Source organism: Streptomyces sp. 150FB, assembly GCF_000818195.1.
Classification (GTDB): Bacteria; Actinomycetota; Actinomycetes; order Streptomycetales; family Streptomycetaceae; genus Streptomyces.
Genome location: NZ_JTHL01000001.1, coordinates 2,799,925 through 2,818,300, shown reverse-complemented (window position 1 = coordinate 2,818,300; position 18,376 = coordinate 2,799,925). Strand labels below are relative to the sequence as shown.

Genomic DNA, 18,376 nt, shown 5'->3' with positions numbered 1-18,376 from the left:
AGCCGCAGGTCCGGACGGAGACCCAGGTCCAGGGCGAGCCGCATCTCCAGCCCCAGCCCCAGCCCCAGCCTCCGGCGGGACAACTGCCCACGCCCGTACGGCCGCAGCCCGCGGCGAGCACCGCTTCCGCGCCCGCCGGCGCCGGGACCGATCCGCACCCCGCGATCCTCGACGCGGCCAGGGCAGGGCGGCACGCCGAGGCCGCCTCGATCGCCGCCATGTGGGAGAGCGAGGCGCTCCGTACCCACGGCCCCGGCTCGGCGCAGGCGATCCACTGGCTCGAGGTACGGGCGGACCTCGCCCGGCTCGCCAAGGACGCGTCCCGCAGTTGCGAGCTGTGGATGGCGGCGGCCGAAGCCCGGCTCGCCCGGCGGCAGTCGGGTGATGCCGAGGACGTCGTGGCGGCCGTGGACCGCGCGCACCACCAGTGGGAACAGCTACGCGACCCGGTCGCCGCCGACGCCCTGGCCCCGGCGCTCACCGCGCTGCGCCGCCGGGTGCCGGGCCGCCGCCCGGGCGCGCTCCAGGCGATCGAACGCAGGACGGAGACCCTGCACCCGGCAGCCGCGCCCCAGCAGTGAACCGGGGCGGGCGCGTCAGCCGTACGTGTCAGCCGTACGACTGGTTGGGGTCCGGTCCTGTCAGTGGTGCGCTCTACCGTGCTGTCATGACGCCCTTGAGCTACGACCACTACTGTTCCGAGATCGTCGCGCAGACGGCCCTGCTGACCGCGAGCATCGAGGGCGCCGACCTGACCGTGCCCGTACCCACCTGCGAGGGGTGGAACGCCGGCCAGCTCCTGCGGCATCTCGGCGGTGGTCAGCGGTGGGCCGAGGAGACCGTACGGACCCGGGCGACGGGCCCGCTGCCCGACAGCCATTTCCGTGACCTCTCCGGCTACACCGACGAGGACCCCGCGGTGCTCGGTCCCTGGCTCACCGAGGGCGCGGCGCTGCTGGCGGACACTCTGCGGGCCGCCGGGCCCGGTACGAAGCTGTCGACGCCGGTCCCCGGCGGCTCCACGGAGTTCTACGCGCGCAGGTTCACGCACGAGACGGTCATCCACAGGGCCGACGCGACCCTGGCCCTCGGCGCGGAGTTCAGCGTCGGCCAGGAGGTCGCTCTCGATGGCGTGGACGAGTGGATGACGCTCGGTTCGCTCCCGATGCACTTCGAGGTGCACCCCTGGATGCGCGAGCTGCTCGGCCCGGACCGCACCCTCCACCTCCACGCCACGGACACGGCACCGGAGGCGGCGGCCGAGTGGGTGGTCGATCTCACGGGCGACGCCATCGTCTGGCGGCGCGCGCACGAGAAGGCCGCCGTGGCCGTACGCGCGCCGCTGACCGACCTGCTGCTGCTCATCTACAAGAGGCGGCCGGCCCAGGGGGAGGGCATCGAGGTGCTGGGCGACGCGGAGCTGCTCGACTACTGGCTGGAGCGTGTCAGCTTCGAGTGACCGCGGACCGGTCCGGACGGCGCCGGCGCCGGTGGCGATGAGTTCCGGCCGGTGCGACGGTCAGTACGGATATCAGCAGTACGGATATCAGCAAGCGCGGCCGTCCGGTGGGGGACCACCTGCCGGAGCCGTGGCAGCGACGACACCAGGAGACCGCGATGCCCCGGATCACGCCCAACCTCTGGTTCGACACCGAGGGCGAGGAAGCAGCCGAGTTCTACGTCTCGGTCTTCCCGAACTCGAAGATCAACAACATCTCCCACTTCACCGAGGCGGGGCCGCGCCCGGCGGGCACGGTCCTGACCGTCGACTTCGAGCTGGACGGCCAGGAGTACACGGCGATCAACGGCGGCCCCGAGTTCACCTTCGACGAGGCGATCTCGCTGCTGATCAACTGCGCAGACCAGGCAGAGGTCGACTACTACTGGGACCGGCTCACCGAGGGCGGCGAGGAGGGCCCCTGCGGCTGGCTGAAGGACCGGTACGGGGTGTCCTGGCAGGTCATCCCGGAGGGGATGGACGAGCTGATGAAGGACGCGGACCAGGGGCGGGTGCGGCGCGGTATGGAGGCGATGTTCGGCATGAAGAAGATCGACCTCGCCGCGATGATGGCCGCCGCCGACAGGACTCCGTAGGCGTACGGCGGCCCCGCCGCCATCAGGTGCTGTCGGGCCGGTCGCGGTCGCGGTTGCGGTACTCGTAGCGCCAGTGAGCGCCCACGCGGTGGTCATGTTCGAAGCCGGGACCGAGGGGACCCACGCGCTCGTACGCCTCATCGGTGCGCGGGTCGTCGCGGACGGCGAGGGCGTAGGCCGCCTCAAGCCGCAGGTTCTGGTCCTCCTCGTCGGACAGGGCGACGAGGGCGTCCATGACGGCGGCCGTCCGGTCGTCGGAGCCGGAGAGGGATGCGGCGGCATGGCGGCCGACGTCGGGGTCCGGGTCCCGGAGCAGGGTGAGCAGGCTCTCCCGGGTCGCCGGAGTCGGATCGCGCGGGCAGGCGAGGACCTGGGCGACGACGGCCCGGACCCCGGAGTCGGGATCCCGCGCCAGCGCGAGCAGGGTGGCGGCGGCGGGCTCGCTCCGCGGGGTCCGCATCAGGCAGTGCGGCACCTCGCGGCGCACGCGCGGGTCCGGATGGCCGGCGTAGCGGAAGCCGACGGCCTCTTGGCCGGGGTGTGGGTAGTCCGTGTACGCGTACAGGACTCTGGCGAGCGTCTCGCCGTCCGGCTCGTCGAGCGCCCACTCCGCCAGGAACTCGCCGTCGCGCGGGGCCTCCGGACGGCCGTGGCGGTTCGCCCAGTCGTGCTGTCGGGACCACAGGACTCTGGCGAGCAAGCGGCGGTGGACGGGAGCGGGGTGGTGGCGCAAGGCCGCCAGGTCCGACCAGGCCTTCGGGCTCTTGCGGGCGGCGAGCGCGTGGCTGACGGCGGCCCAGTTGGCGTGCAGCTCGTCCGGGTACGGGACGGCTCGTGCCACCAGCTCTGCTACCGGCGCCAGGACGCCGAACACCCGCTCCAGGTCGGAGAGGACGCCGCTGTGGCCCGCCCGGACGGTGAGCCCGCCGAGGGAAACCTCCTCGACGTCCGTGTACTCGTCGTCGTTGACCGGTCGCCGGGCGGCCGGGCCCGAGGCCCCCGTGCGGCGGCGCAGTACCTCGGCCTCCCCCGTCTCGTACCACTCCCGAGCGAGGTCGAGCAGCCGATTTCGCTCGGCCTCGGCGATCCGCAGCCCCGGGTCCTTGCCGAGCGTGGCACCGACGAGCGCGGGGGAGCCGAGGTCGACGGCCCGGAGGAGCGGTGTCGTACCGTCCGGCAGAACGGCGTCCGGGTCGGCGCCGCTGTCCGTCAGAGCGTCGGCGGTCTCGTGGTCGAACCCGCCCACGGCGAGGCAGAGCAACGGGAGGCCGTCGGGGCCCGGGGTGTTCGGATCGGCGCCGTCCTGGAGACATTCCTGTACCGCGTGGAAGTCCTTGGCAATCACGGCTGCCACAAGCTGGTCGTTCACGTCGTTCCGGTTGCGCAGGTCGTGCCCCGGTGCCGTCATCTTCCGCCCCCTGGTGATGCGTCGGAGAGCACGCTATCCGCCACCGGGCCCAGGCTGAGCGGATTACTTCGGCAACGATCTCGCGGAGGCCGGCACCGCACACGGCCACCCCAAGAGGTGAGCCGCGACTGAGCTTTGGACCACCCCCGCGCGAGCGGGGAGCACGGACCAGCAGCCACGGCTGCTGACCCCACGGCGGGACCACCCCCGCGCGAGCGGGGAGCACTCATCGGATGGGCTGTGCGGCAGGCCGCCTGGCGGACCACCCCCGCGCGAGCGGGGAGCACGGGTTCGGGTGCATCGAGTTCTGGATCAGATCCGGACCACCCCCGCGCGAGCGGGGAGCACGCCTGCGCGGAGCTGACGTTGATGTTGACTCGCGGACCACCCCCGCGCGAGCGGGGAGCACGCCGCGGAGAGGGCTTGGGCGTATCCGGCGACCGGACCACCCCCGCGCGAGCGGGGAGCACTCTTCCTGACCTGCGGCTCAAGAGACGCCTTTCGCGTTCTTTACCCGGCAGGCAGACCGTCCGAAGCACCTCTGAACGATACAGGCGACCGACATCAACTGGTTGTCGATGCCAGGTCCGGGCCGCCCCGCCCCAGCCCCGCCCCGTCAGCCGTGGTTGATGATCACCTGGCCGAAGAACCTGCCCGCCTCGTGGTGACGGTACGCGGCAGCGGCCTCCCCGAAGGGGAACACGCGGTCGATCACCGGCCGCATGCGGTGCGTTGTGATCGCGCGGTTCATCGCCGTGAAGTGGGCCCGGCTACCCACGGCCACCGCGCGGAGGCTGGCCACGGACATGAACAAGGTTCCCAGAGTGGGTGGTTGGACCGCCGGGGCGGCCAGGCCGTATCCGACGAACGCGACCTCTCCAGCGAACGCGACCGCGCGCAGCGACTGTTCCAGGGACCCCACGACGTCGACCACACGATCGGCTCCACGGCCTTCTGTCAGTTCGCGCACGGCCTCGGGCCAGTCGGGCGTCCCGGCGTAGTTGATCACCTCGTCGGCGCCCAACTCCTTGAGCCGCACCGCTTTCGCCTCGTCCGAGGTCGTGGCGATCACGCGCGCGCCGGCCAGCTTGGCGAACTGAACAGCGAACAGCGAGACGGCGCCGGAGCCCAGCGTGAGTACGGTTTCGCCTGCCTGAAGCGCGCGACCCGAGCCCATCAGCGCGTTCCAGGCGGTCACGGCCGTCAGCGGGAGCGCGGCCGCCTCCTCGTACGACAGGTGCTCGGGTATCCGTACGAGCCCGTTCGCGTCGAGGAGCGCCAGTTCGGTCAGCATGCCGTCCAGCGAACTGCCCAACTGGGCGGCGTTCTCCATCGCGAACGGGCCGTCGATCCACCGTGGAAAGACGGTCGCCGCCACCCGGTCGCCCGGCGCCACCCGGTCGACGCCCTCGCCGACCGCCACGACCTCCCCGGCCCCGGCGCACACCGGCACGACACCGGGTCTGATGGGCAGCGGGTACCTCCCGGCCAGGACCGCCAGCTCGCGGAAGCTCAGCGCGCTCGCCCGTACCCGTACGAGCACCTGTCCCGGGCCGGGCTCCGGTTCGTGGTGCTCGCCGACGGTCAATTCCTCGGGGCTCGTGCCCGGTGTGAGGTGATAGCTCTTCATGTGTGTCTGCCGCCGTTCTTGGTTCAGGGCGTACGAGGACGATGCGAGTGACGCGATCCTCAGGCGGCGAGGGGGTTCCGGACAATTCCCTCCAGGGAATGGTTCGCGTGCGCAACGCGCCGGTTCAGTCGGTGCGTTCTGTCCGCTCGGCGGGGCCGCCCTTCGCGGCGTTCGCGTAGCGGCGGGCCAGGTGCGCGAAGGCGGCGTGCAGCTCCGGCGGGCCGATCACCTCGATGTCGGCGTCGAACCTGCCGATCATGGCGGCCAGCCCCCGCCACGACCACGCGCCCAGGACGAGTCGGCAGCGGTCCGGGCCGAGTTCTTCGACGATTCCGTCGCGGCTGTAGCTGGACACGGCGGCGGCGGGCAGGTCGAGGATCACTTCGCCGCGGCAGGGCCAGTCCCCGGAGCCGTCCGAGCCCTCGAATCTGCCGGCCACGAAGGCGGATACGTCCCCTCCGGGCAGTTCGCGAGGGGTGAAGCGCGGGCCCGAAGGGGTACGCGGGGTGATCCGGTCCACGCGGAAGATGCGCCAGTCGTCCCGGTCGAGGTCCCAGGCGACGAGGTACCAGCGCCCGCCCCACGTGACGAGGTGGTGCGGCTCCACCCGGCGCGGAGGAGGTACGGCGGGCTCGCCCGCCGCCGCTCCCACCTGCGATACGGGGATGTAGTCGAAGCGCAGCACCTCGCGTACGTGGACGGCCGCGCTCAGCGTCACCAGAACCCGCGGGTCGGCCTGCGGATTCGGCCGGGTTCCCGCGCGTTCGACGGCCGTGACCCGGAGGGCGTCGACGCGATGGCGCAGTCGTGCGGGCATCACCTGCCGGACGGTGGTCAGCGCACGCGCCGCCGCTTCCCCGATTCCGATGCCGACGCCGGTGGCGGCGGCCGTCTGGAGCGCCACGGCGAGGGCGACGGCCTGCTCGTCGTCGAAGAGCAGCGGCGGCAGTTCGGCGCCGGCGTCGAGCCGGTAGCCCCCGTCGGGGCCCTTCGTGGCCACCACGGGATAGCCCAGCTCCCGCAGGCGGTCGACATCGCGGCGTACGGTGCGCGGGCTGACCTCCAGCCGTTCGGCCAGCAACTGCCCCGGCCAGTCCCGGCGCGCCTGGAGCAGCGAGAGCAGCGAGAGCAGTCGGGCTGAGGTCTTCGGCATGCGTCCATGTTCCCCCAAGAAGCGGCCACATCCTGACCGCTTCTCCTGCGACTGTCGTCCTGTGCCGAGCAACGGAACAACAAGAACAGCGGCCGCGCCGCGGTGACCCGATGACCATCCTCGACAGCAGAGCCCTCAACCGGGCCACCCTCGCCCGGCAGTTGCTGCTTGATCGCGCCGACGTACCGGTCCTTGACGCCGTCGCGCACCTCGGCGGCCTCCAGGCGCAGGAACCGCAGGAACCGTTCGTCGGTCTCTGGTCCCGCCTGCGCGCGTTCGACCCGGCGGCCCTCTCGGACCTGCTGAGCGGGCGCGACGTGGTGCGTACGCATCTCATGCGCCGCACCGTCCACCTCGTCACCGCCGCCGACGCCCTCGCCTGGCGGGCCCGCCACGACGCCATGCTGCGCCAACGGGTGCTCGGGACCTACCGCCGCGAGCTGGACGGCACGGACCTCGACCAACTCGCCTCAGCGGGGCGGGCGTTGATGGCCGACGGCGAGCCTCGCTCGATGGCCGAGCTGGCCGGAGCGCTCGCCGGCCGCTGGCCGGCGCCGGGACCGCGCGCACTGGGCGAAATGCTGATCGCAGCCCTCATCCCGATGGCCCAACTGCCGCCGCGCGGGCTGTGGCGCACCAAGGCGGGCGTACGCAACGTCATGCTCTCCTCCTGGCTGGGGCGCGAGATCGACCCGCCGTCCCCGGACGCGTCCGATCCGGTGGGCCAGGTGCTGGTACGGCGCTATCTGGCCGCGTACGGCCCCGCGGCCTCGGCCGACCTGCGCGCCTGGTGCGGCCTCGCCGGGCTTCCGGCCGCGGTGGCCGCGATGCGCGAGCGCGAGGAACTGGTCACCTTCCGCGACGAGCGGGGCCGCGTACTCCTGGACCTCCCCGACGCGCCACGCCCCGCATCCGACACGCCTGCCCCGGTACGGTTCCTGCCGGCGTTCGACAACGCGATCCTCGGTTACGACGACCGCGGCCGGATCATCGACGACGCCCACCGGGGCCTCTCGGTCGGCGGCGAACGCGTCGTGCTGGTCGACGGCCGGACCGCCGCCACGTGGAACGTCGACGCGGGCACCGTAGCCGTCACGCCGCTGCACAGCCTCTCCCGAGCCGACCGCACCGCCGTGGCCGAGGAGGGGCGGGAACTGGCGCTCTTCCTCTCCGACCGCGAAAGCGACCGGGTACGGGTCGCCACCGCTCCCCGCTGAGTGGGGAGTTGGGACGCCGACACCTCGCTCACGTCCGGGACGTCCCCGTACTCCCGCTCCGGTACGTGAGCAGGTCGCCGGGCTGGCAGTCGAGAACCTCGCAGATGCGGGTCAGCGTGGTGAAGCGGATCGCGCGGGCCCGGCCGTTCTTCAGGATGGACAGGTTCACGTTGGTGACGTTGACGCGGGAGGCCAACTCCGCGAGCGTCATGCCGCGTTCGCTGAGCAAGCGGTCGAGATGGACCTCGATCGCGTGGCCGTCGCCGCTGTCACCGTCGCTGTCGTCCGGTGCCATCACACCGTTCCCTCCAGGTCCTCCCGCATGGCCACCCCGGCCCGCATGACGCGGGCGAAGGTGAGGATGCCCAGAGCTGTGAAGACGAGTGCGTAGGGCGGCTGCCATGATCCCAGCCAGGTGTCCGCGTCGAAGGCGTGATCCCGGGCCAGGGTCGCCAGCAGCGCCGCGTGCGCCCCGGCCTCCACCACTTCGGCGACCGGACAGCCGAGCAGCAGCCACCAGCCCGCCACCCGCAGGTGTTTCGCTGTCCGTACGGTGAACACGCCCTGCCGGGAGGCGCCTTGTATCAGGCGGTTGAGCAAGAAGAGGACACCCAGGGCCAGGAGCAGCGAGGGAAGGCCCCCGAGTACGTCGAACAGCCGCTGGGCGCCGTCGGCGTGATCGGTGCAGTACGACGGGCGGACCATGACGTCGACCCCCGCGGGGGGCCGGAACACTCCGGTGAACCCGGTCGTGCCGAAGTCCGAGCCGGACTCGGCGCACACCCGCGAACCGCCCCACGCCAGGCCCAACTTGGTACCGACCAGAGGTCCCACCAGGCCGACGACAAGGCCCACGAGAGACAGCCAGTAGGCGCCACGGACCACAGTGGCGACCGGTTGCAGCAGCCTGTCGTGGGCGCGTTCGCCGGGCGACGGCGGTCCGTCCGGCAGCTCGGCACCTTTGATGTTCCGTATCGCAGCAGACATCAGCGACTGCCCCCCCGTATCGAATATCGATGTTATCGAAAAACGATAGGGTCAACTGTTGATGCCGTCAACTGGCGGTGTCGTCAACTGCCCACCCGGTCATCGGCTTTGGCCGCCCGTGCCTTCAGCGCGTCCTGGCGGTCAGCCAGTCGAGGATCGGCTTCGGGCGGCGCTGGAACTCCAGGTAGCCGTCGAAGCGCGCGCTGGTGTCCTCGATCCACCGCAACTGCTTGTCGGTGGCCGGGATGTTGTCGAACATGGCCTGTACGTCGGAGGGTTGGGTGAGCGCGTCGTCGCGCACCTGGAACAGATACGTGGGCACCCGGACGCTCGACGCCCACTGCCGGGGATTCCTCGGCCCGAACCCGATGCTCGTGCGCATGACGATGAGCTTTTCCAGCTCGTCGATACGGTCCTCCAGTCCCAGGGCCGCGAGGCGGCGCTCGACGATGACCCGTGGAGTGACGGGCTGTACGGCGACCAGGCTGCGGACATCCGCGAAGGCCCCGGGATCCTGCGCCATGGCGGCGAACGTGGCGCCGGCCCCCATGCAGCGGCTGAACAGGCTCACGGCCATGTCGCGGGTGTCCGGGCGGCTGCGGGCGTAGTGCAGGGAGCCGACGACGTCGCGGGCCTCGTGGATGCCGTTGGTGGTGATCCCTCCGTTGCCCTGGCCGCTCAGTCCGTGATTGCGCAGGTCGTACGCGAGCACGTTGAAACCGGCCTCATGAAGGATCCGGTAGTCCGGGGTGAGGTCGACGTCGAACGCGTTGCCGGTGGCCGACCACTGCGAGCGCCACGGTTCCAGGTGCGTCGGCAGCCCGGAGCGGTTGAATCCGAGGGGATGGTTGGCGATCACGAGCCGGTCCGAGCCGGGCGCCGGGATGAACCATCCCTCCAGCGGGACGCCGTCCGAGGACGGGAAGGTGATGTCCTCGTGGTCGAGGCCCTGTTCGGCGAGGTGGTGCAGGATCGGCGAGCGCCGCTGGAAGACGAACCCGTCGGCGAACTGGCGCAGCATGTCGTGGATCTCGTGCTCCCGGATCTCGTGCTCCTGGATCCGGTCCTCGCGGCTCATGGGCTCTCCGTCCGTTCTGCTGGTGTGCCGCTGGTCGTCCCCTGGCTCATCCGGTTCATCCGAGGACCGCCGGCTTGAGTACGTCCTCGCACCACTGGCGGAAGCCGGTGGGCGTGGTGGCCCGCGCGGTTCGTGGCACCGCGTTGTCCATCCCGGCGTCCTTGGCCAGCATCATGTCCAGGGCGCCCCGCGCCATGGCCTCCGTGGTGCCGAACCGCGTCATGCGGGCCTTGAAGTCCTCGCCCGAGACCTGCTGGAAGCGCACCGGGCGCTCCAGGACCTCGGACGTGATCCGTGCGATGTCCTCGAACGACAGGTCCTCAGCCCCCAGCACGGGTACGTCCTCCACGCCGGTCCAGGTGTCGTCGAGCAGCAGCTCGGCCGCGACTTCGGCGATGTCCCGGACCGCGCAGAAGGGCATCCGGCGGTCACCGGCGATCGGCGACGTGATCATCCCCTGTTGCCTGATCAGTTCGGCCTGGCGCAGCAGGTTGTCCATGAACGACGGCATGGTCAGGGCCCGGTAGCCGACGCCGCTGCCGGCCAGGAGGTCGTCCATGGCCAGCGAAGCGGTGACGTAACCGGCGTTCTCGGCCATCGGGGTCCCGCGCCCCAGAGCCGACACGGCCACGACCCGCTGGACGCCGTGCGCCGCCAGAGCCTCGGCCGCGGGGCGGCTGAACCCCGTGAACCCGTCTTCGACGCGCGTGGCGCGCGGATCAGGCGGCGCCACCCAGAAGACGGCTTCCGCCCCGGCGAACGCCTTCGTCAGTACGTCCGGGTCGCCGTGGGAGCCCTCGACCACCTGGACGGCGTCGCGCACCGAGTCCGGCAGCTTTGCCGCGTCACGCACGATCACTCGGACAGGGGCCCCGGCGGCCACCAGGCGGTCAAGGGTCTGGCTGCCGATCTGTCCGGTCGGCGCGGTGACAACGATCATGAGAACTCCTGATGAGGCGGGAAGGGGATGGAACGGGAAGGGCATGGAACAGGGGGCCGGAAGGGCCTGGAAGGCTGGTCGATGTCGCCAGTCAACGCGTGACCGACCTCGATCTGAAGGACCGATTCCGGCGCGACTGATACCGTGGCGGTATGAATGATCTGGAGGTGCGACAGCTTCGCTATTTCGTGGCCGTGGCGGAAGAACTGCACTTCGGCAAGGCAGCCGACCGGCTCGGCATGGCGCAGCCTCCGCTGTCCCGGGCGATCCGTGACATGGAGCACCGGCTCGGCGTTCCCCTGCTGGAGCGCACCACCCGTCGCGTCGCCCTCACCCCCGCCGGCGAGGTCCTGCTGCGCGAGGCCCGGACCGCACTCGACGCGGTCGCCGCCGCCGCACGCCGTACCCGGCAGGCCGGAAGAGCCGAACCCGTGGTGCGGCTGGCGCTCAAAGCGGACTACGACGGGGGACTGCTGCCCCAGATCTTCGCCGCCTACGAGAACGAACCCGCCGCGCTCCCCGTCGAACTCGTCCTCGGCGGACGCGGGGAACAGGAATCCACCCTCCGCGACGGACGCGCGGACCTCGCACTTCTCGCCCTGCCGTTCAACGACCAGGGCCTCGACGTGGAACCGCTCCTGACCGAGCCACGCCTGCTCGCCGTCGGGGCCACCGACCCACTGGCCGCCCGTACGTCCCTCCACCTCGCCGACCTGGCAGGACGCGTGTTGCCCGACGGACGCCCCGCGGACCGGGAGGACGCGGCGCCGGAGACCCGCTCACCGGCGCGTGAGCCCGGTGCGCACCTCGACCTGGCCCAGATCTTCAACCTCGTCGAGCTGGGCAGCATCCTGTGGTTCCCGCCCGCGTCCATCGCCCGTCGGCACCCCCGGCCGGGCGTCGCCTACCGAACCGTCACCGACCTGTCGCCCCTGCGCCTCGCGCTGGCCTGGCCCCAGGAGTCCCGCTCCCCGGCCGTGGCGGCCTTCGTCCGTACGGCCTGCTCGCTCGCGGCCGCCGCGTACCCCGCACACGAGACGGATGGGACGGCACCGGCACGCGAGAGCGCCACCGACATCACGGCCGACTGACCTGCCGGAACCCGCCGGATCCCGCCGCCCTCAGCACTTCAGGAGGGCCTCAGCACCCTCACGAGGGCGTCGCGACACCGGCGATCGTGGCGGCGCCGCACAGCCCGACGTTCTCACGAAGAGGCACGCCGTTGGTGCGCAGCACCTTCCGCAGATCCAGGATCACCGGGAAGATCTCCTGGTTGCGGTCCTCGCCCTGCTCGTCCCACGCGCGCTGCTCGGCTTCGACGGCCATCCGGTCCTCGGCGAAGACCCGTTCGGTGAAGCGCCGGATCAGCGGCCAGGCGAGAGTGAGGGCCCCCGCGAAACGGGGCTTCTGGATCATCAGCAGACCGTGCACGTGGTTGACGCGCTGACCGGCGTCCACCGGAACGTACGCGACCCACAGCGAGAACGCGGGTTCGTCGGCGCCCTCAGGGATCAACTCAAGGGTCTGGTACGGGTATTCGGTACGAACCGTGAGCACGTCCGACGAGGTGCGATTGCCGATCCCCTCGGCCGACAGCAGTCCGGCGCCCCGGTCCTTCCTGCCGCCGCCCGGGGTGAACAGGTACCGGGCTTCGACGAATCGCGGCCCGCTCTCGTAGCCGAGGAGTTCCGGGTGGATCTTGCCGAGGACGCCGCGGTGCAGGAACTGGTGGTTCATGTCGAGCAGGTTCTCGTGCATGAACGAGTAGTGGCAGCGCACCGTACGCGAGAACCTCATGGTCCGGTGTGTGTGGGCCCGCGACTGCGGGAGGTCGGGCATCGGTGTGGCTGCGGCCTTCTCCGGGTCGCCCGGGAAGACGAACACCATGCCGTGGGCCTCCCGGGTCGGGTAGGCGCGGACGCCGCGCGGTGGCCGCGCCACGCCTTTGGAGAGATAGGGGATCTGGGAGATACGGCCGTTCCCCCGGTAGGCCCACGCGTGATAGCAGCAGCGCAGGGTGTCGCCCTCGACGACGCCCATGCTGAGCGGCACCTGCCGGTGCGCGCAGCGGTCCTCCAGCGCGTGCACGGCGCCCGTCGCGCCGCGGTACACCGCGATCCGCTCGCCCGCGAACGCGGCGGCGAACACCTTGTTGCGCGGCACGCTGCGGGACGAGGCGACCGGATACCAGGCGTCGGGGTCGATTCCGACACGGCGCAGGTCCGTCGGCCGGGGCGTTAGGCCCTCGCCCTGAGCGAGTGCTGACTCGATCACACGCGTCTCCCTCGCGACTCACCACACGCGTCCGGGTTTCCGCCTCGGACATGTGCGACCAGTCTTGGTCGTCCTTCCACCCCTGTCGAACGCACTGAAGCGTCCGGGGGATCTTCGCCGGGGGATCTTCGTCCGGGGGAGACCTTCGCCGATCTCACCGACAGCGGCAGACCGCGTCCAATGAGCCGTGGGCGCGCGGTGGGCCGGTACTTTCTGTCGTGCCCCGGGGGAGGCCGGCCGATGAGGCTCCCGTACCACGACCGACCGTTCCCGCATGCAGCAGAGATGCGGTCAGTAGAAATGAGGTACGCGCGATACGTGCAGCCGTTGCCACCGCCGTCGGCGAGCCGCTCGCGCTCACCGAGCGCGAGGTGCCCGAGCCCGGCTACGGCGAGGTCCTGGTCAAGCTGACCGCGTGCGGGGTCTGCTACACGGACGTGGACCTGCTCCAGGGCCAGTGGCCCATCGCCCGCTTCCCGGTCGTCCCCGGCCATGAGATCAGCGGCGTGGTCTCCGCCGCGGGGCCCGGCGTGTCGTGGCCGGAGGTCGGCATGTCCGTGGGCGCCCAGTTCCTCGGCGACTCCTGCCGGCACTGCGACTACTGCGTGCGCGGCGAGCAGATCCTCTGCCTCAGGAAGCGCATCACGGGCATCGTCTTCGACGGCGGTTACGCCGAATACGCCGTTCTCAAGGCCGACTTCGTGACCCCGCTGCCGGAGGGCCTCGACCCTGTCCACGCGGCCCCGCTGATGTGTGCGGGCCTGGCCGCCTTCAACGGCCTGCGGCAGGGCGGGATCACCCCCGGCTCGCGCGTCGCGGTCATCGGCACCGGCACCGTCGGCACGCTGGCGGTCCGCTACGCCCTCGCCATGGGAGCACGCGTGGCCGTCATCAGCCGGTCGAACCGGGGCGAGGCGGCGGCGAGGGAGCGGGGTGCCGAACGATTCATCGCCACCCAGGACTCCGACCCGGCCGAGGCCCTGAAAACCTGGCACGACGGCGCGGACCTGATCCTCAACTCCACCCCCTCCACCGCGGCCGCCTCGGCGACGGTCACCGGCCTGGCGCCCGACGGCATGCTCGTACTGGTCGGGTACGACGCCGAGCCGCTGACCGTGCCCGCTCAGCCGATGGTCCTCAAGCGGCTGCACGCCATGGTCAACCCGTGCGGCTCCCCGCACGACGCGCGCGACACCCTCGCGTTCTCGGCGGCGCACGGCATCCTGCCCGAGATCCGAACGATCGGCCTGGGCGGCGCCAACACCACGCTCAACGCCATGGCCGAGGGCCACGGCGGCAAGCGGTCCGTCATCGTCTTCGACTGACCGGGGTGCGGCTGCGAATGCCTTCGCTGGTGGCGAAGTAGAAGAGCGGCAGCAGGAGGAACACCCCGAGCGCGACGCCGGGGGTGACCGCCCAGCCGAGTCCTCCGCCGAGGAGGTACGCGGCGACGCCCGCGGCGGAGCGGATGAGCCCCTGCGGTACGTAGTGGGGCTCGACGCCGGGGGTCAGCAGCCCGGGCCTGCGGTTGAGCTGGACGTAGATCCACACCCAGGCGGCGCACATGGCGGCGGCGACGAGCGCGTAGAGCGCGACGGCGGTACGTACGTCACCACTGGTGACCGGCTCCTGCAGCGTGTCGGAGAGCACACGGGTGGGGAAGGGCAGCGCGGCGGTGGTCAACAGCAACAGCAGGTTCGATACGTGCAGCCCCCGGTCCACGACACGGATGCGGGTGAACGCCTGGTGGTGGTTGAGCCAGATCACCGCGATGTAGACGAAGGACGTCAGATAGCCCAGATAGACCGGCCACTGGTGCAGCAGCGCCGACAGCAGCCCGCCGTCCCGGTGGGCGGGAGTGGCCAACTCCAGGGCGAGGATGGTGATGGCCACGGCGAAGACCCCGTCACTGAACGCCTCCACCCGGCCGGTGTCGGTGGCCTGGAAGGCACCGGGCCCGCCCGGGCTTTCCGTTGCCGCGGGATCTGCCATGTGCGCGAGCATCGCGTGCGGTGCGCGCCAGGAGAGGTCCGACGCGCCGAACGGCCGCGTACCCGACCTGCTCGGCCTGTCGGCGGGTCAGCTCCGCAGGCCGTAGAAGTGGATCGGCGAGTTCGGCCGGAAGCCGATACGCGGGTACACGGGCGCCCCGGCCGCCGTCGCGTGCAGGGTGGCGCGGGTCAGGCCCGTGGCCCGGCCGCCCTCGTACAGCGCCTTGCGCGTGACCGCCTCGCCGTAACCCCTGCGCTGCCAGCGCGGGTCCGTGGCGACGAGTACGACGAAGAGCCGGCCCGCCGCTTCGACCGTACCGGCGCACGCCACCGGGACATCGCCGCGCAGGCCCAAGTAGGCGTACACCTCGCTCTTCCAGAGCGTGGAGCCGACGAGTCCGTCGCGGCCCTGCTCCAAGGGGAAGCCGTAGCCGAGCGAGTTGAGGTCCGCGTAGGCCCGCAGATGCTCGTCGGTGGTGACGCGTACGAACGTCAGGTCGGGGTGGGCCGGTTCGGGGAGGGGGAGCAGGTCTCCGGCCATGCCCGTGCCGGGGAAGGCGTGTTGGAGGCCCGCCTGTTCGGCCGCCGTCTCCAGCGCGGAGCGTGCCTCGTCGTCGAGAAGGTCCTCGAAGAGCCAGAGGAAACCCGGGTGGCTCTTCGAGCGCATGATGTCCGCTGTCCGGCGCAGCCGTTGACCGAGGAGCCCCGCGTCCGCGCCCACCTCGGTCAGGGTGACGGCGTTCCAGAAGGCGAACGTGGAGCCGGCCCACCGAACGGCGATGCCCGGAAGGTCGCGCACATCCGCGCCCGCGTCCCGGTCGAGCACCATGGCGCGCCAGACCGTGGCGAACTGCTCCATCGATTCGACGGACTCCGCAAGATCACTCACCGTACGCTCCATGAATCGCCGAAAACCCTTTGATACATGGCTAACGACGCATACGCCTCGCTGTGGCGGACAAAGGCCGACGGGCGGCGCGGGAATGGCCGGCGGACGTGTCATCCGCGTCCGGTCATCCGCGTGCGGTCATTCGTGTCCGAACATGAAGAGCGACTCGCTGAGACCGGTGACGTGCACCGGCTCCGGGCGGGGCTGGGAACGCCAGCGGTCGGCGGTCAGCGAGAAACGGTGCGAGGGCGGCGTTCCCTCGCTGTCCGCACCGGTCGCGGGGTCTTCCTGGTAGCCGAGCCTTCTGGCCAACGCGAGGGAGGCGGGGTTGTCGGCCGCCGCCCTGTGCACGGCCCGGTGTGCGCCGAGTCCGTCGAATATCAGATGCAGGAGGGCACTTCGGGAGCGCGTTCCGAGACCCTGCCCGGACCGGTCCTGAAAGATCCATACGCCGGTCATGACTTCGCGTTCGCGTGCGAAGTCGACGGCCCGTACGTTCTGGGTGCCGACCAATTCCCCCTGATCGAAGACCGCGAGGCTCAGGGACCATCCGTCGGGCCCCCAGGTGCCGAGTTCCCGCCACAGGAACTGCAAGGTGCGCCGACCGCGTCGCACGGGGCTGTCGGCGGCGTCGGCGAGGAAGGGCACCCCCGGATTCGTCGGCTCCCGGGCGGCCGCTTCGGCGAGCGCCTCACACTCGGCGGCGGTGGGTATGCGCAGTTCGAGCGGACCGGTCCGGACACGCAGGCCGGTGAGCGGCCAGTAGGTGGACATCGGCTCTCTCCTCGGGGTCTCTTCCCGGGACCGCGGGGCCGCGGGACCGGCGGCCGGGAGCCGTCCGTGGCCGGTCGCCGCCGTCCGTTCCGTAAAGCGCCCTTGACCAGCGGAAACACCCTCCGGCGGGAGAATGTGACACGCGTAACATGTGCGCCCCCGGCAGGACTCGAACCTGCGGCCAAGTGCTTAGAAGGCACCTGCTCTATCCACTGAGCTACGGGGGCCGGATGGTGGCCTCGGTGGCCTGGAGCCCGGATGGTGGGTTCTCGGCCTTGCCGGGACAAGGATAGGGCTCCGATCGCCTTGACCCGGTTGCTTCACGTGCGTGGCACGTTGTGGAGGTTCAGTGAAGCGAACCGATAATCGCAGGCAGGTGCCATTCGTGCATCGTTTTTTAGCTCCCGCGCGCCGGGTGTTGTGCACTCGTTATGCCTGCGCCCCACTCGTCCCTTCTGTCCTGACTGCCCGACCGGCGCGCAGGAGATAGCCATACGCTTCAAAAACGCTGCAAAATTGGGCATTCTTCGCATGTGGTGACCTTGGATGTACGTCCTCAGTTGATTGACGCACTGTCCGCTCTGCGCGACCGTGTCGCGGCCGTGCGTCTTCCACTGCCCCTTCCCGGGGCTCCGCGCGCCCGGCAGACCAGGGTCGAGCTGCTCGCGCAGCTCGACGACTACCTGCTGCCGAGGCTCAGGGATCCCGAAGCGCCGCTGCTCGTGGTCGTCGGGGGGTCGACAGGGGCCGGGAAGTCCACGCTGGTCAACTCCCTTGTGGGGCGGCGGGTCAGTGAGGCGGGGGTGTTGCGGCCGACCACGCGTACGCCCGTACTGGTGTGCCATCCCGAGGACCATCACTGGTTCGCCGGCGCGCGGGTGCTGCCGCATCTCACCCGGGTATGGCGGGCGCAGGAGGAGGACGGCGGGCCGGGCGGCGACGGTGCGGACGGCTGCGAGGAGAACGCGCTGCGCGTCGACACCGCCTCCTCCCTGCCCCGGGGGCTCGCCCTGCTCGACGCCCCCGACATCGACTCGCTGGTGGTGGAGAACCGCGTACTGGCCGCCGAGTTGATCTGCGCCGCCGATGTGTGGGTGATGGTGACGACCGCCTCGCGGTACGCGGACGCCGTGCCGTGGCATCTCCTGCGTACCGCCAAGGAGTACGACGCCTCGCTCGTCACCGTCCTCGACCGGGTGCCGCATCAGATGATCGACGAGGTGTCACGGCAGTACGGCGCCCTGCTGACCAGGGCCGGACTCGGCGACGTACCCCGCTTCACCATCCCCGAGCTGCCCGAGTCGGCGGGCGGCGGACGCGGGCTGCTGCCGACCACCGCCGTCGCGCCGCTGCTGGCCTGGCTCTCGCACCGGGTGCGGGACCCGGCGGCCCGTCAGCAGGCCGTGGTCCGTACGGCGGCCGGCGTGATCGGCTCGCTGAACGTACGGATGCCCGCGCTCGCCGGGGCCGTGGCCGCGCAGTACGCCGCGTCCGTGCGGCTGATGGGTGCGGTGGAGGACGCCTACGTGACGGAGGGGGAGCGGGTGCGGACCCAGCTCGGGCGCGGCGCCGTGCTGTCCGGGGACGCGCGGACCCGCTGGCGGGGCTATCCGAGGGACAGTTCCGCGCGGGAACTGCTGGATTCGCTCGTGGAGAGCCTCGGCGCGCTGCTCCAGTGCGCCGTGGCCGCGGCCGACGAGCGGATCGTGGAGGCGTGGCGGCGCGAGCCCGCCGCCGGGGCCGTCGAAGTGTCTGGTCGGGACGGCGAGGTGACGGAACGTATCGGGATGGCCGTACGGCGCTGGCGCCGGGTCCTGGAGGAGCTGGCCGAGGACGAGGTCCGCCAGCTCGACCGTAACGCGGCGCCCGACGCGGAGACCGTGGCCGCCCTGCTCGCCGCCGCGCTGCTCGGCGGCCGGCGGGCGCGGATCGCGGGGGAGC

General features: G+C 71.3%; 17 protein-coding genes, 1 tRNA gene, 1 pseudogene and 1 CRISPR repeat array. Of the genes and pseudogenes, 7 read left to right on the top strand and 12 right to left on the bottom strand.

Annotated elements, in window-relative coordinates; genetic code table 11:
* The 3 genes and pseudogenes from QR77_RS48565 to QR77_RS11845 all read left to right on the top strand — a co-directional run.
* Positions 1–581: pseudogene (locus QR77_RS48565) on the top strand (hypothetical protein); the annotation flags it as partial.
* An 86-nt stretch (positions 582–667) separates the two neighbouring features.
* A complete protein-coding gene (locus QR77_RS11850) occupies positions 668–1,459 on the top strand; it encodes a maleylpyruvate isomerase family mycothiol-dependent enzyme (RefSeq protein ID WP_040021526.1) in 792 nt (263 codons plus the stop codon).
* 158 nt (positions 1,460–1,617) lie between these two features.
* Positions 1,618–2,094, top strand: a complete 477-nt coding sequence (locus tag QR77_RS11845) for a VOC family protein (protein ID WP_040021525.1) — start codon at positions 1,618–1,620, stop codon at positions 2,092–2,094.
* A 22-nt stretch (positions 2,095–2,116) separates the two neighbouring features.
* On the opposite strand, the gene QR77_RS11840 is transcribed toward QR77_RS11845, so the two are convergent.
* The 3 genes from QR77_RS11840 to QR77_RS11830 form a co-directional block, all read right to left on the bottom strand.
* Positions 2,117–3,502, bottom strand: coding sequence for a HEAT repeat domain-containing protein (locus tag QR77_RS11840; RefSeq protein ID WP_052488686.1), 1,386 nt, complete (start codon positions 3,500–3,502; stop codon positions 2,117–2,119).
* A 137-nt stretch (positions 3,503–3,639) separates the two neighbouring features.
* Positions 3,640–3,972: direct repeats of the CRISPR family, unit length 28 nt; unit sequence GGACCACCCCCGCGCGAGCGGGGAGCAC.
* Between the two features lie 146 nt (positions 3,973–4,118).
* Positions 4,119–5,132, bottom strand: coding sequence for an NAD(P)-dependent alcohol dehydrogenase (locus tag QR77_RS11835; RefSeq protein ID WP_040021523.1), 1,014 nt, complete (start codon positions 5,130–5,132; stop codon positions 4,119–4,121).
* Positions 5,133–5,256: 124 nt separating this feature from the next.
* Entirely contained in the window at positions 5,257–6,285 is a 1,029-nt protein-coding gene (locus QR77_RS11830; protein WP_040021521.1) for a transcriptional regulator, read from the bottom strand.
* A gap of 110 nt (positions 6,286–6,395) precedes the next feature.
* On the opposite strand from QR77_RS11830, the gene QR77_RS11825 reads away from it, so the two are divergent.
* Positions 6,396–7,502, top strand: coding sequence for a winged helix DNA-binding domain-containing protein (locus tag QR77_RS11825; protein ID WP_040021520.1), 1,107 nt, complete (start codon positions 6,396–6,398; stop codon positions 7,500–7,502).
* Positions 7,503–7,530: 28 nt separating this feature from the next.
* Here the strand turns inward: QR77_RS11825 and QR77_RS11820 are convergent, their stop codons facing one another.
* The 4 genes from QR77_RS11820 to QR77_RS11805 all read right to left on the bottom strand — a co-directional run bounded on the left by QR77_RS11820 (position 7,531) and on the right by QR77_RS11805 (position 10,507).
* The gene (locus tag QR77_RS11820; RefSeq protein WP_040021518.1) at positions 7,531–7,797 is read right to left on the bottom strand and encodes a helix-turn-helix transcriptional regulator; all 267 of its coding nucleotides are present in this window, start codon (positions 7,795–7,797) and stop codon (positions 7,531–7,533) included.
* Entirely contained in the window at positions 7,797–8,489 is a 693-nt protein-coding gene (locus QR77_RS11815; RefSeq protein ID WP_052488685.1) for a DUF2975 domain-containing protein, read from the bottom strand. Before QR77_RS11815 ends, QR77_RS11820 begins: the two co-directional genes overlap by 1 nt.
* 124 nt (positions 8,490–8,613) lie before the next feature.
* A complete protein-coding gene (locus QR77_RS11810; protein ID WP_052488684.1) occupies positions 8,614–9,567 on the bottom strand; it encodes an alpha/beta hydrolase in 954 nt (317 codons plus the stop codon).
* Positions 9,568–9,622: 55 nt separating this feature from the next.
* Positions 9,623–10,507: an NAD(P)H-binding protein gene (locus tag QR77_RS11805; protein ID WP_040021516.1), complete on the bottom strand. Its 885-nt coding sequence runs from the start codon at positions 10,505–10,507 to the stop codon at positions 9,623–9,625.
* A gap of 152 nt (positions 10,508–10,659) precedes the next feature.
* Here QR77_RS11805 and QR77_RS11800 point away from each other — a divergent pair, with 152 nt between their 5' ends.
* A complete protein-coding gene (locus QR77_RS11800; RefSeq protein WP_040021515.1) occupies positions 10,660–11,598 on the top strand; it encodes a LysR family transcriptional regulator in 939 nt (312 codons plus the stop codon).
* Between the two features lie 58 nt (positions 11,599–11,656).
* Here QR77_RS11800 and QR77_RS11795 read toward each other — a convergent pair whose 3' ends face one another.
* Complete coding sequence (locus QR77_RS11795; protein ID WP_052488683.1) at positions 11,657–12,781, bottom strand: aromatic ring-hydroxylating dioxygenase subunit alpha; 1,125 nt, start codon at positions 12,779–12,781, stop codon at positions 11,657–11,659.
* Between the two features lie 371 nt (positions 12,782–13,152).
* Here QR77_RS11795 and QR77_RS11790 point away from each other — a divergent pair, with 371 nt between their 5' ends.
* Positions 13,153–14,106, top strand: a complete 954-nt coding sequence (locus QR77_RS11790; RefSeq protein WP_236710607.1) for an alcohol dehydrogenase catalytic domain-containing protein — start codon at positions 13,153–13,155, stop codon at positions 14,104–14,106.
* Here QR77_RS11790 and QR77_RS11785 read toward each other — a convergent pair.
* The 4 genes from QR77_RS11785 to QR77_RS11770 all read right to left on the bottom strand — a co-directional run bounded on the left by QR77_RS11785 (position 14,090) and on the right by QR77_RS11770 (position 16,662).
* On the bottom strand, positions 14,090–14,773 hold the full coding sequence (locus QR77_RS11785) for a TMEM175 family protein (RefSeq protein ID WP_052489584.1): 684 nt from the start codon (positions 14,771–14,773) through the stop codon (positions 14,090–14,092). The two genes, QR77_RS11790 and QR77_RS11785, sit on opposite strands and share 17 nt — an antisense overlap.
* A gap of 87 nt (positions 14,774–14,860) precedes the next feature.
* Positions 14,861–15,661 carry a GNAT family N-acetyltransferase gene (locus QR77_RS11780; RefSeq protein ID WP_173476295.1) on the bottom strand — a complete coding sequence of 267 codons (801 nt, stop codon included), beginning with the start codon at positions 15,659–15,661 and terminating at the stop codon, positions 14,861–14,863.
* A 138-nt stretch (positions 15,662–15,799) separates the two neighbouring features.
* Positions 15,800–16,435: a GNAT family protein gene (locus QR77_RS11775; protein ID WP_040021512.1), complete on the bottom strand. Its 636-nt coding sequence runs from the start codon at positions 16,433–16,435 to the stop codon at positions 15,800–15,802.
* Positions 16,436–16,589: 154 nt separating this feature from the next.
* Positions 16,590–16,662, bottom strand: a tRNA-Arg gene (locus QR77_RS11770).
* Between the two features lie 315 nt (positions 16,663–16,977).
* Between QR77_RS11770 and QR77_RS11765 the strand changes: the two genes are divergently transcribed.
* On the top strand, positions 16,978–18,376 hold a 1,399-nt coding region (locus QR77_RS11765; RefSeq protein WP_040021510.1), incomplete at its 3' end, for a dynamin family protein.

Excerpts from the sequence above, each read along its gene's own strand:
- QR77_RS11850 (WP_040021526.1), top strand. The coding sequence starts at position 668 with ATGACGCCCTTGAGCTACGACCACTACTGTTCCGAGATCGTCGCGCAG.
- QR77_RS11845 (WP_040021525.1), top strand. The coding sequence starts at position 1,618 with ATGCCCCGGATCACGCCCAACCTCTGGTTCGACACCGAGGGCGAGGAA.
- QR77_RS11840 (WP_052488686.1), bottom strand. The coding sequence starts at position 3,502 with ATGACGGCACCGGGGCACGACCTGCGCAACCGGAACGACGTGAACGAC.
- QR77_RS11835 (WP_040021523.1), bottom strand. The coding sequence starts at position 5,132 with ATGAAGAGCTATCACCTCACACCGGGCACGAGCCCCGAGGAATTGACC.
- QR77_RS11830 (WP_040021521.1), bottom strand. The coding sequence starts at position 6,285 with ATGCCGAAGACCTCAGCCCGACTGCTCTCGCTGCTCTCGCTGCTCCAG.
- QR77_RS11825 (WP_040021520.1), top strand. The coding sequence starts at position 6,396 with ATGACCATCCTCGACAGCAGAGCCCTCAACCGGGCCACCCTCGCCCGG.
- QR77_RS11820 (WP_040021518.1), bottom strand. The coding sequence starts at position 7,797 with ATGGCACCGGACGACAGCGACGGTGACAGCGGCGACGGCCACGCGATC.
- QR77_RS11815 (WP_052488685.1), bottom strand. The coding sequence starts at position 8,489 with ATGTCTGCTGCGATACGGAACATCAAAGGTGCCGAGCTGCCGGACGGA.
- QR77_RS11810 (WP_052488684.1), bottom strand. The coding sequence starts at position 9,567 with ATGAGCCGCGAGGACCGGATCCAGGAGCACGAGATCCGGGAGCACGAG.
- QR77_RS11805 (WP_040021516.1), bottom strand. The coding sequence starts at position 10,507 with ATGATCGTTGTCACCGCGCCGACCGGACAGATCGGCAGCCAGACCCTT.
- QR77_RS11800 (WP_040021515.1), top strand. The coding sequence starts at position 10,660 with ATGAATGATCTGGAGGTGCGACAGCTTCGCTATTTCGTGGCCGTGGCG.
- QR77_RS11785 (WP_052489584.1), bottom strand. The coding sequence starts at position 14,773 with ATGGCAGATCCCGCGGCAACGGAAAGCCCGGGCGGGCCCGGTGCCTTC.
- QR77_RS11775 (WP_040021512.1), bottom strand. The coding sequence starts at position 16,435 with ATGTCCACCTACTGGCCGCTCACCGGCCTGCGTGTCCGGACCGGTCCG.